A 12,480-nucleotide genomic window follows, 5' to 3' on the forward strand; every position below is an offset into this window, starting at 1 on the left:
ATTTTTCTATGAAGGTTAAAATTGTTAACGTATTTTCAATAAATAATCAGGGCGGAAATCCCTGTGCCATCGTAGATAATGCTGCGCATCTTAGCACAGATGAAATGCAAGCAATGGCTACAGATTTCAACCTTCCCGAAACAGTTTTTATCATTCCAGATAAAAATCAATACTTGCTTCGATTTTTTGCTACTAAAGGAGAGCTTCCTCTTTGTTGCCACGGTGCTTTAGGTGCAGCGTATTATCTTTTTAAATCAGATTCCGGAAAATCTTTTAATATTAAATCTTATCAAACAAAACTCGATCTTGATATAGCCTGTAATGATAATTTAATCTCAATGTCTATCGTAAATAATGGAAAAATTGTAGATGACAATATAGATCTAGACATTATCAGTAAACTGTTAGTTATCGATAAAGCATCTATAAACGCCCATTCATCCTGCGCTATAGTATCTATAGGAAGCCCTAAGCTATTAATGCCTGTTATCGATAGAAATATTTTATTTAATATGGCACCTAATTTAGAACTTATCAGTCAATGGTGCAAAAAATACTCTGTCAATGGGGTTTATGTATATTCAAATGATACCGAACAACCTCACGCTGACTATGTTGGGCGTAATTTTAACCCATTGTTCAGCCATCAAGAGGATATTGCGACCGGTGTTGCGGCTGCCGCTTTAGCTTTTATATTAAATTTAAAAAATGATAATAAAAAGAATAATTTTATAATAGAGCAGGGCGCTAACTTAGGTAGGCCTAGTAAAATCTATGTTTTCGTAACTACTGATAAAATACAAATTTACGGCGAAGCTTATTTTTCTTAAAAAAATTAATTTTTAAAATTGATCTATTAAATATATTTAATTTAAATTATACTTTTAAAGGATACGAAAATAATAGAAAAAACTACAATAACAGGAGTTAATATGCCCCCTATCGATTTATTTAATTCTGCATTTAACATTTTTTTTAATACAGGTCGATTTGAGATTTCAGATTCATCATTATCATTAAAACAATTACAAGCTTTACACTCTCACCTTACAAAATACCCTATCCCAGTAGGTCGAACCGTCCCTTTTTATGAAATTCATTTAAATAATGTTGAATTTGTTCCTTTTCATATAGAAGAGTTAATAGAGCCAAAGGGTTCTGAAGATACGGTTTTATCGGGCGAACTTGCCGAACAAGAGTTACCTGCATCGCTTAAGGGGAGACCTGAATTTAATTCTGAAGATAAAACATTGCGTATTCTGAATTATTTGGAAAGAGCAGAACATTTTCAAAAAATAGACTATAAACATGCAGTAGAAGCAATTGAAAAAACATTATTAAATTTGTTTGACGTGGCAAAGTGGGAAATTATTAAGCTAGAAGGTATTACTATTTCAGGGAAAGAAGAGAGTAAGCCATTGAATTTTCAATTTATATTTAATTTATATGAAACACTCTCTCCCTATGTCGATCAAATTAAGGAGTTAAGTTTAAAAAGGGTTGATTTATTTAATAAAGACGCATTAGTCGATCTTTTAAAGAAAACATCTAATTTAGAAATCTTGAGATTAGAAGATATTCAGAAAGAACAGAACTTTTTGCCGTCGTTTAATGCCCCCAATGTTCTTTTAAATCGTCTATGTGAAGCATTGGCTAATCATTGTACTTTAAGGCAACTAGATTTAGGTGATGCTACACTTAATGAAGAGGATTATTTGAAGTTATTTGAGTTGTTAAAAAATAACTATAGCCTAGATCAAATTCTTTTAAAATCCGCACCGGTCTTGGAAGATCTGAATCGATTACATAGAAAATTAATACAACATCTGGAGGAACGATCAGAAAAATCTAGTTTAGAGCGTTTTCAGGAAAAACAATTGACAGCCCATAATTTATATCAGTTAGCTGAATTAGGTTTGCAACTTAAGTCTCCTCCTCTTAAGCTTTTGTTAAATTTCAATAACAAAATAGTCATTACTCGTCTCTCCAGCGAAAAATTACCTGAAAATTTGATCAACAGATTACCGAAAGATCTTCAAAAATATCCAGACTACCTTCAGCAGAGTTGGCCTATCGAGCTAGACATGAGTCAACGTTTAGACAATCGAACGCTAGGCGCGCATTTATTAGAAAAAGCTTTTCAATTAAAAAATCCAAAAAATGTTGAACTGCTTTTATCGGCGGGAGCGGACTTATTAGAACGATTACCTGGGGAACCCAGTTTGGTCGAAAGGCTTTTTTCTAGCAAAGACAATGTTTGTAAAAAAGTGATATTAAGCCATGTCAAAAAGGATTTAAAGTTTTTTGTACCTTTGATATGGCGTTTTTATACGTCACATAAGGAAATTAGTAATAAGCTTGGGTCAATAAAACAAAAATTAGATGATTTCTTAATGAAATTATTGGACTTGGATCAATTACCGTTTCTACTAAAAATATTTCGTGGCATCGGGCTTGATGCAAAAAAAGAAAATTGGGAAAAAGACTTCCGTCTTATTGTCCAAGCGGCACAGGCTGGAACAACAGACTATCCGGTTAGTGATACTGCGTTGACAGAATTTACACAGGTTATTCGTTGCTTACATGGCGAAGCAGAAAGAGCCAAAAGGCAACACTTTAGAGATTTTAAATTTAATCAAGCCTTATGTACTGAGCTTGATCAACTGTTAGGTTTTACTGAAGTTTATCAAAAACAGTTTAAATTAGAAGAAGAAAAAAGCAAACTGGAAAAAAAGGTGCAAAGCTTGCAAGGAACCATAGAAGTGATGAAACAAGACAAAAGAGAGACGGATGTAAAACATGCTCAAGATTTGATTGATTTAACAGCTAAATATGAAGCTAAAGGAGAAAAAGACAGAGCAGAAATACGAGCTGAGTTTGAACAAAACAAATCCGAGATGGCTGAAAGAATGAATAAAATAATGGATCTGCTTGCATCACAGCAACAGACATCAACATCGGATACTCAGACGCAGGACAGTAGTAATGCTAGCTGCCGCTGGTTTAAACCTTAGTTAAAGGAGGTGGGTGATGCTTAGGAGGATATGTTGAGTCACTTATTTAATCAAATGGATGAGTATCTCTCCAATAAGCCTTTTATTCGTCGTTGGTGGTCGAGACGTTGGATAGTCCATATGACTATCCAACCTCCATTAACAAAGTATTACCCCTTGTGGAAACGCACTAAAGATGAGCTTCGACTGTTACGTTTATTTGATTTAAGTCCAGAAGAGTTGGGCCGAAAAATAGATCGTTATTGGAAAAAGCCTCGTTGGCGACGTTGGTTTGCTTCTTTTGGTATGAACAAAAAGATCGACGTATGGAATTACTACCAACGTTGCTTAGCTTATCAAGAGATAAGTCAGGATAAGCTGAGATCTGAACAAAGCTTAGTTATTGCGAGTGAGGGAAGGCCTATATTAGAAGGCTTGACCTTGGTATTGCATCAATCCAATGTAAAGTTTGAAACTTACTTAGAAAAACGATGTCGTAATCCAAAATGGATAGAAAAACACTTTTCAGAAGAAGTAAAACGTTATATGCAACGTTTGAAGAAAACATTTTTTACGAAGTTAAATAAACATTTAAAACAGATAGAGAAAGGAGAAGAACGATTAGCCCTAAAGCAAGAAGCAGAAAAAGAATATCAGGAAGTCGAGATGCTTATGTTTCATTATTATCAACTATGGCATTTTAATGCCTTTTCTAGCCGTCGTTCTGAGGTAGGAATAGATGTTGTTAATGATAGAGCGATAAATAAGAACCAAGAACGTAGGGTAGCTAACTATACGAGGCCTCAAACAATTTCTTCTTCATTTACACCTGCCCATAGAATAGTAACTCAAGCTGGACTTGGTTCGTTGGATGGGGCTAAAAAATGGATACAAGCTCAAAGAGAGCATTTAAAGTTACTGCTCAAAGATGGTTCTCTACAGAAAGTGGAAGAGCTACTACAAACAAGTCTGAACGATATTAAAACGATTACTGAGCTGCATTTGGGATGCTGCGAAACCAAGATGTCAAACATTCAAGGTAGGCATGAAGCTTATGACGATTTCATAAAATATTTGGATGACTTACAACGTCGATTAAAACCGTTATTACAAGGAGGAATGCTGCTATTTCACCCGGATCATATGAGGAATTTAACGCATTCTCAAGAGATGTGGGAGATGATAACTCGATATAGTCAATCTTACTTAGAACGAAGCCGATATTACTTGGATAGCTTAAAAAATTATCATCTGCAGATCGAAGAACTTTATCATCATTCTCAGCAAGAGCTTCAAAGACAGCAGGCACTCCGAGATTGGTCTGATCTCGCGCGACGTATCCAAGAATTAGGACAATCCATAAATGAATTGGAACAATCATTCAAAGAGCTTGATAAAAAACGTACGGAAGAAATTGAAAGATTTCGAGAGAAGCTATATGACCAATGGGAGCAAGATAAAGCGGAGATACGGGCTGACTTGGAACAAGACAAGCTGGAAACAAACTCAAAATTAGAAGAAATCGAAGCTAAGATACGCACTCATCTAAAAGCTAAACTTGAGCAAGGAATAGAAAAAGGCAAGAATTCTGATGATAATCACGTAAATGAAGAGGCAATATCCTTATCAGATTCAACGGAAAAACCGATAAACCGCCCGTCATTTTAGGACTTTAAATCCGATAAACTTTATTATCGTAGATAGTCCTAGCAAAATCTATATTTCTGTAACAATAGATAAAATACAGATTCAGGACGAAGCTTATTTTTCTTAAAAAATAATTAATTTTTTAAGATCGATCTATCAAATAATTTAAATATAAATTATCCTTGTAAAGATAAGAAAAGAATTGGAAACAACTACAACAAAAGGAGTAACTTATGCAAGATTCAGTTGATTTAGAAAGTGATCTGTCGGAAACAAAGGAAATATTGACTGAAGGCAACTTCAAGCTGGAACCGACACATCCGGGCTTAAGAGAGATTGCATGGATTTTTAATGATAAAGAGATATTTACTGAGGAGTTTATTCAAGCACTCCGATTGCATCCAAAGCCGATGGCACTTAGTGAAACATTAATATTATTGCATAAAATAGGGATTATTAATCAACAAAACTTAAAAATTGTTCTATCGCATCTAGAACTAGAAATAGTTAATCTAATGCTTAATACTCTTCAAGAAGCGGGAATATTCACTCAAGAAAGCTTCGAACAGGCTTTGTCGCACCAAGAATTAGGGCCTATTAAATTATCCCTTGATTATCTCCAAGGAGCAGGGATCCTTACTAAGGAAAATTTCGAACGCGTTCTATCGGAACAAGAAATAACGCCTATTGCATTATCTCTTGTATATCTTCAAGAAGCAGGGATTCCTACGCAAGAAAATTTTGAACATGTTTTATGCCACCGAGAGCCAATATCTATTGCATTCTCCCTTAGTTATCTCCGAGAAACAGGGATGCTTACCCAAGAAAACTTTGAAAGCCTCAGATTGCATAAAGAACCAATGTGTATTAAAGCAGTGCTTAGTCTTCTTCAAAAAGCCGGGATACTTACTCAACAAAACTTTGAAAGTGTTCTGTGCCAAGATGTAACTGATATTGAACAGTTGCTTAGTTCTCTTCATAAAGTGGAAATGCTTACGCACAAGAATTTTGAACATGTTCGATCACACCCTGATCTAAAAAGTATCAGTCGCATTTTGAAACTTATCCAAGAAACAGGGATTCTCACTCAAGACAACTTCGAAAGTGTTTTGCTATGCAAAGAGCTATCAGATATTGAATGGGCGTTTCAGCTTTTCCATCTAGCGGGGATACTGATTCAAAAAAATGTTGAACATATTTTTATTTTGTCGCAACAAGAGTTAATGATTATTACATACGCCCTTAATTTTCTCCAAAAAGCAGAGATACTCACTCAAGAAAACCTTGAACATGTTTTGTCGCACAAAGAGCCAGTGTATATTGCAGTATCATTTAGTTTTCTCCAAAAATCAGGGATCCTCACCCAAGAAAGTTTTGAAGGGGTCCGATTGCACGAAAAACCAATATATATTAAAGAATCACTTAATTTTCTCCAAGAAGCAGGGATGCTCACTCAAGAAAATTTTGAAGGTGTTGTATCACACCCAGAGTTAGAAGCAGTCAACCGCATTCAGAAATTAATTCAAGAAGCGGGGTTACTGACTCAGCAAAATTTCGAAAGTATTCTGTCGAGTCAAAACCCATCAGATATTGGGCTGTCGCTTAGTTCTCTCTATAAAACCGGAATTCTCACCCAAGAAAATTTTGAACATGTTCTATCATGCCAAGATGAAAATATCAGAAGTATCGGAATGATACTGAAGTTTATTCAAGAAGCAGGGATGCTTACTCAAGAAAACTTTGAATATATTAGACAACGCAAAAACCCAAACTATATTATACTATCTCTTAATTCCCTTCAAAAAGCGGAGATACTCACCCAAGAAAATTTGGCAAGTGTTCTCTCCCACCCAGAGCCGAAAGCAGTTTGCGTGATGCTGGGTCTTATGCAAGTAGTAGGAATCCTCAATCAGCAAAACTTAGAAGCTGTTCTTGCATATCCAGAGCCCATGTATATTGGAGTGTCTATTATATTTATCGAAGGCGTAGGGCTACTCACGCAACAAAATTTTGAAGTTATTTTATCTCCTCCAAAACCAAACATAGTTAAGTTGCTTCTGACTCTTGCTGTGACCCAAACTTTAATCCTAGAACTAAATATAGATGTGGGGGACATACAGGTGCTTAACCAAGGAAAATTTGAGACAATTTGGTTACATTCGGAGTCAAATGATGTTGCAACTAGTTTAGAAGATTTTCAAGCTGCTGAGATAGAGAATCAGACAAGCTTTTCACTATTGGTTGAATACGGCAATATATTGATGGACGAAATAGTGGGAACATTATTTTTACATCTAAGCTTAGATCTTTTAACTGGAGTATTTCAAAGATTTCGCCAGGAAAATCAAGATGCTAATGTTAATAATTTATCCTCTATAAATGATAAACAAAGCACTCATACAACGAGCGTCCATCAGTCTGCCTCTGAATCTGCCACGCAATTATGGTCACATTACGGCTCTCAACTCCAAGATTCTAATTTAGATCATACGATAGGGAGATTAAATAATTTTATTCAAGGTTTGTCCGAAAATTCTGAAAAAAATAGAGCCGCTAAGCGTTGTATCGTAAGAATCACGGCTAAGGATTATATATTTACTGATAAAACTTCAGGAGTGAGTTTGAGGCAGCTATTAGCCGCAACTTATTTAGCTGTGTTGGATGAGAAAAATCGATCTGGAATTTTACAAGATGCTGAAAAACAACTGATTGAAGGACTTTATGAGATGCAATGTGGCGGTAATTTATCTGAAAAGGGAGAATATCTAGGAGGGGAAGATGATCCTATTTGCCCTTCAGGTACTTTCAATAAGTTGATTGAAAAATTACAAGGTGTCCATCCGGATTGTGAAATTCGTTTTATGACAAATAAAACAGCCGCACTTAAGCTTCGTATTATTGTTAAGGAAGCCGCTTTGGAGTATTTATCGTCATTAGCAAGCCCCATTAATACAGAGGAATTTATAAAATTTACTCATTTGATGCAGCAAATCAAACAACAAGGAGTTGGAGTGATTTGGGTTAAAATCAAAGAGTCGGTAAAAATCAAATTATTCAATGAATTTTCTGATTTTTATCAAAATAAAGAAAATAAGGATTTGAAAGCTTTAGTTCAAGCAGGGCAATATACTGTTTTAAGCGACAAAGTTTTAAGTGTGTTTCAAGAAAAAATACAAAACTCTAAAGGCTACTATCGATACTGTAGTTATTTGTTACACCAAAATGGGTTATTTTCTACATATAAACAAAATGAAGTTGTTAATTATAATGATCCTATCCAAGAAAATATTTCTAATGCATGGTTTTTAGCTAGATAGAACAAATTTAGAATATTTTAGATTTAAAATAAAATAATTAATTTTTTACGACCCACCTATGAAATATCTAAAATATAAATTATCCTTGTAAAAATAAGAAAAGAATTGGAAACAACTACAATAAAAGGAGTGATTTATGCTCAGGGCTACCACTAAGACCAAACATTATGATCATCAAGATAAACCAAACTCGTCCTTTGATACCGTTTTGGACAGCTTTCTAGAAACAGGTCATTTTACATTAACTAATGAAATAGTAACGATAGAGTTGCTATCCTATTTTATTCAATATTTAAATTTAAATAAACCAGCTAGGCCTTCCTCTAAACTGGATTATAAATTTTATTTAGATAATGTTGCTTTTGACCTAGGGGTTCAAAACTTTTCTTCAGACATAAAGCCCGTTCGCATATTCATGGATAAAATCTTTAGCTTTTCACCTAAATGGAGTGTTATTGCGTTAGATAATGTGAGTATTTTACAAGATGAAAATTATTATCCACTCAGTGCGTATTTTATACTTGAATTTCTGGCACGATTTGGAGTGTTGGAAGATAATCCAGCGAAGCTAACTATAACGAATGCTTTGATTATAACGAATGCCGAATTTCATCGATGGGCATGGATGAGGTTTTTAACTAAGCCACCTAGGTTTGATAGCTTGACTTTAGAATTGTTACCCAATGAAGAGCAAGAAGAGGATTTCTTACATCTTTGTGATGCATTACAGTACGCTGAAATTTACGTTTTGAATTTAGGTAATACTGAGATCACTGCGAGAGGATTTCGGGCATTAAATCAGTTATTAGATAAGAACTATTGGATTAAAAAGGTGCTATTAAGAGAGCCTACTGATCGTGAATCACGTGCTATCGTTAAAAAGTATGCCCGAAAATTATTGTATCTCGATCAAGAACAATATTTCGAAGGGCGTTGGCCTTTAGCTAAATATGATTTAAATCAACTAGTAGAAGAGGGGACAAGAACGGTAGGTCATTGGTTATTAGAAAATGCATTGGCACGAAATGACACCTTTACGGTGGAATGTTTGATAGAAGCAGGAGCTAATTTATTGGAACAGCCAGGTGGCGAAAAACCCTTTTTAATTCAGATCTTTGAAAAAAGCAGAGATTTTAAACTAATAATCCTCAATCATATTATTTATCATGAGACCTTTGGAAATAAGATAAAGCAGAACTTACAGGATTATCCAGACTCCAGAGAGCTAATGAAAAATATGGAAAGTTCTCTTATAGACTATGCTGGAATTTTAAGACAAAGAGCCTGGGGTCATTTAGATGGTTATGAGATGCTGCTTAATCTACTTAAAACAGTGGCGCTATTATCGCGCCCTTCTAAACAAAGAGATCAGGAGTTTATAGACATTTATTGGCGATTATTTAAGTGTCTTATTTTGTTTCATGATGCAGAGGGAAAGGTTACTGTCGAGTCGATATCCAATGCACAAAGTATGCTGAATGAAATAATAGCTATTTCAAAGAAGGCAGACTTGGGTTGGGATCATGGATCAAAACTACATCATGGCTTACCAGATCATATAGATTTATTAATGAAAGCTATGAATACTATTAAAGAATTGGTAGCGCAACAAGCCAATCCTCTTGATGAAAAGGGTAGAGTGACAGCACAAAGGGCAGCGAATACAGATTCTGAGGAATCACAGTTAAATGAACCAGGTCCTAGTACGAGATTTTATCCTAGGCGTTGAAAAAAATGGAGGATAGCAGGGAATGCTAAATAGGTTATTGGCAGACATAGGAAATGGATTAGCTAAAAAACCTTTTGAAAGAATATCTTGGTGGTGGGGGCCAAGATGGGTAGATTTTATTAGCGTGGATCAGCCGCTCACTGTTGATAATCCTTTATGGCAGCGAGATAAAAGTAGCCTGAAGAATATACGACTATTTGGCTTATCTCCAGATGAGCTACAAGCAGAGATTATCGCCTACTGGCAACAGCCTTTCTGGAAACGCTGGCTCTTAGGTTTATTTACATCTATTCATAGTAAGATCAAGCTATGGTCTTACTATCACCGCTGCTTGTCTTTACATAAAGTTTGTAAAAAAGATCGATATGGTACGAACGAACCTATAGACTTGGTATTTGAACAATATCTGGGCATAGAGATGCTACATCGATTAAATAAAAATCGAATACAGTTTGAAAATTACTTTGAAAAACGTGCTGGAAACTTAACGATAAAAAATAATTTAGGTCATTTGCGAAGTGTTTTTGCTAGAAAACATTGGCAGCTTTTCTCAAAGTTGGTGAAGAAAAAATTAAGTCAATTATCCACTGAAGTAGACAAAGATAGCCTACACAGTCAATTAGAAAAGGAATCTGAAAGACTTAGAATGATTTTATTTTCTTATTTGTATACTTGGCATGAAAATATTTTTAATCCAGCTAGGGATAATGACGAAACCATTAACAGTGGCACATTGGTTGATGTTTTCGCCGGAAAAGAAATTAGCTATTCCATACACTCGATAAAAGACTGGGTGAGGATGAAACAACAGGTGATACAGTCACTATTGGAAGGGCAATCACCTGAGCAATTTCTTAATATTAAAAACTTACTGGAATCTTGCCTCTCTAAATTAAAGACATTAGTCGATATGCATTTAAATAATGGTGTAAAGCTGATTGTTGCGGTGAGAAAGAGGAAATTGAGCTGTAAAGACGCGATTCGGCAGACAAGAATTCTACAAACTGAGCTGATTCATTTGTTAAAAAAAAGTATTGTGTTATTTCATCCCGATAAGTCATTTGGAAATGAAGAGCTAGGAAAGATACAGACAGAACTATTGCAACAATTTCAAGAGTTAGCTGAAGAATCGCAAGAGATAATAGAAAAAAAATTACAGTTATTATGGGATTATTTGCCAAAACGGACAACAAGGCAAAAAGTTCAAAAAATGGAGCAAGAGGTTAATGGAAATATGCCCGAGTTGGAACAAGGAACAGAAACTAATTTTACGCAAACTCGTATAGAGCGAGAAGAGACTAAAGCTAACGTGGATATATGCATTCACTCACAAGTCCGCTCAAAACTGATTCACAATCCACCTAATGACTTCATACTGGAAGAAAATAACATACAACAAAAGGATGAGCAGCGCTTCAGACGTTTACAACGTTACACACCTGTATTTTAATTGCTTTGATTGAAAATGGAATAATCGAAATCTTGTAGGTTCTGAAAATAAGCATTTTAATGAGATTTCGACAAAAGTAATTTTTTCACTACACGTGTAACTTTTGCATGTTTTGACTTAATTTATTTTGCTGAGTAAGCTCTTTATCTAAATTTAAAATAAAACTATAGCTATCAGGATAAGTCAGGATAGTCTCACCGCCACGCTGAGTAGGAAAAACACATCTTTTATTATTATCAAAAAAATTACCGCCTCTAAATTTTCTAAAATTATCATTGAGTTGAGTTTTTTTACTGCATATATTCAATTCATATTCTGTTTGAAATGTCATTAATAGAGGATATTTAGGTTTGATCAAGTTTGGAAATATCTGATTTACTATTTGGAAAAATATAGGTTGTCTACCGTTGCCTTCAGTGAAATCTCCATTACGCATTATCCCAAAATCAATGGAATGAGAAGGTATAATTTCGCTCATTTTATTGGGGTTAGAGGCATCCGCGCAGATGAAACGTACATTTTTATAAGCGGTATATCTCGCTTTGTTATCTTCAATTATAGCGCTGTTATTATCTATACCAATATAGTTGACTTTCATATTTTTATGTTGAAAATATATGATTAAAGGTAGGATCTCCGTAGAGATACCGCAAGCCAGACTAAGAATTGTAAAAGTATCTTCGTGTTCTTTTTTTGGAAAAAACTCAATCAGTTTTAATCCATCTATAATTGAATAAAAAGAGGATGCTATCGCTGATTCACCTTCATGTTCCGACTGTGAAGTAATTTTTTTACATTCTATTTCTAATAGAGAATGTGTTAAATTAAAATAGCAATAACTTTTTAAGTTTACACCCAAATTAAAAGGATTTAAATACTCATCGTCGTTTCTAAAAAAATCACACGGTTTTTTTGCTTCTTTATTCTCAACAAGAAAATCAGCGCCATATTTGATTAACAACTGAATAGTTTTACTATAGGCTTCTGAATTACCTTTGTATATTTCCATTGCCCTAAAACAGGCCCAATGCAACGCTGTATTTCCGTTAGAACTTTGACTATTTATATTAAACTTTGAACTTCCATTATTTCTATCTAAAATTTCTTGAACTTCTTCAAACTCACCTCTTGCGGCGTGGTTACGTAGTGATAGCTCTTCACTTTGCAAGTTATGCTTTAACATAATTTACTCCCTAAAATAGTTATTCTATCTATAACCATTAAGAAATAACATATGCAATTTAGACAATATTCTTATCCAGCGAGTTATTGCGTCATTTTATTAATACACTCTTCAGATAATTCATGACGCAATCTTTCTAATTGATTATTTTCTTCAATTAT

At 34.5% G+C, this 12,480-nt stretch carries 7 protein-coding genes; 6 read left to right on the forward strand and 1 reads right to left on the reverse strand.

Annotated features, from left to right (window positions below; all coding sequences use genetic code 11):
* The first annotated feature begins 8 nt into the window (after positions 1–8).
* The 6 genes from AAHH40_RS00705 to AAHH40_RS00730 all read left to right on the forward strand — a co-directional run bounded on the left by AAHH40_RS00705 (position 9) and on the right by AAHH40_RS00730 (position 11,136).
* Complete coding sequence (locus tag AAHH40_RS00705) at positions 9–830, forward strand: PhzF family phenazine biosynthesis protein (protein WP_342220211.1); 822 nt, start codon at positions 9–11, stop codon at positions 828–830.
* A 102-nt stretch (positions 831–932) separates the two neighbouring features.
* A complete protein-coding gene (locus AAHH40_RS00710) occupies positions 933–3,014 on the forward strand; it encodes a hypothetical protein (protein ID WP_342220212.1) in 2,082 nt (693 codons plus the stop codon).
* A gap of 30 nt (positions 3,015–3,044) precedes the next feature.
* Positions 3,045–4,661 carry a hypothetical protein gene (locus tag AAHH40_RS00715; protein ID WP_342220213.1) on the forward strand — a complete coding sequence of 539 codons (1,617 nt, stop codon included), beginning with the start codon at positions 3,045–3,047 and terminating at the stop codon, positions 4,659–4,661.
* A 212-nt stretch (positions 4,662–4,873) separates the two neighbouring features.
* A complete protein-coding gene (locus tag AAHH40_RS00720; protein ID WP_342220214.1) occupies positions 4,874–7,957 on the forward strand; it encodes a hypothetical protein in 3,084 nt (1,027 codons plus the stop codon).
* A gap of 136 nt (positions 7,958–8,093) precedes the next feature.
* The gene (locus tag AAHH40_RS00725) at positions 8,094–9,686 is read left to right on the forward strand and encodes a hypothetical protein (protein WP_342220215.1); all 1,593 of its coding nucleotides are present in this window, start codon (positions 8,094–8,096) and stop codon (positions 9,684–9,686) included.
* A gap of 22 nt (positions 9,687–9,708) precedes the next feature.
* Complete coding sequence (locus AAHH40_RS00730) at positions 9,709–11,136, forward strand: hypothetical protein (protein ID WP_342220216.1); 1,428 nt, start codon at positions 9,709–9,711, stop codon at positions 11,134–11,136.
* Between the two features lie 88 nt (positions 11,137–11,224).
* On the opposite strand, the gene AAHH40_RS00735 is transcribed toward AAHH40_RS00730, so the two are convergent.
* Positions 11,225–12,319 carry an ankyrin repeat domain-containing protein gene (locus tag AAHH40_RS00735; RefSeq protein WP_342220217.1) on the reverse strand — a complete coding sequence of 365 codons (1,095 nt, stop codon included), beginning with the start codon at positions 12,317–12,319 and terminating at the stop codon, positions 11,225–11,227.
* Between the last annotated feature and the right edge of the window lie 161 nt (positions 12,320–12,480).

The sequence above is a fragment of the Rickettsiella endosymbiont of Miltochrista miniata genome, from assembly GCF_964031245.1.
Lineage (GTDB): Bacteria > Pseudomonadota > Gammaproteobacteria > Diplorickettsiales > Diplorickettsiaceae > Aquirickettsiella.

What these genes read in the sequence shown, in the direction of transcription:
- AAHH40_RS00705 (WP_342220211.1), top strand. Translation starts at nt 9, where the DNA reads ATGAAGGTTAAAATTGTTAACGTATTTTCAATAAATAATCAGGGCGGA.
- AAHH40_RS00710 (WP_342220212.1), top strand. Translation starts at nt 933, where the DNA reads ATGCCCCCTATCGATTTATTTAATTCTGCATTTAACATTTTTTTTAAT.
- AAHH40_RS00715 (WP_342220213.1), top strand. Translation starts at nt 3,045, where the DNA reads ATGTTGAGTCACTTATTTAATCAAATGGATGAGTATCTCTCCAATAAG.
- AAHH40_RS00720 (WP_342220214.1), top strand. Translation starts at nt 4,874, where the DNA reads ATGCAAGATTCAGTTGATTTAGAAAGTGATCTGTCGGAAACAAAGGAA.
- AAHH40_RS00725 (WP_342220215.1), top strand. Translation starts at nt 8,094, where the DNA reads ATGCTCAGGGCTACCACTAAGACCAAACATTATGATCATCAAGATAAA.
- AAHH40_RS00730 (WP_342220216.1), top strand. Translation starts at nt 9,709, where the DNA reads ATGCTAAATAGGTTATTGGCAGACATAGGAAATGGATTAGCTAAAAAA.
- AAHH40_RS00735 (WP_342220217.1), bottom strand. Translation starts at nt 12,319, where the DNA reads ATGTTAAAGCATAACTTGCAAAGTGAAGAGCTATCACTACGTAACCAC.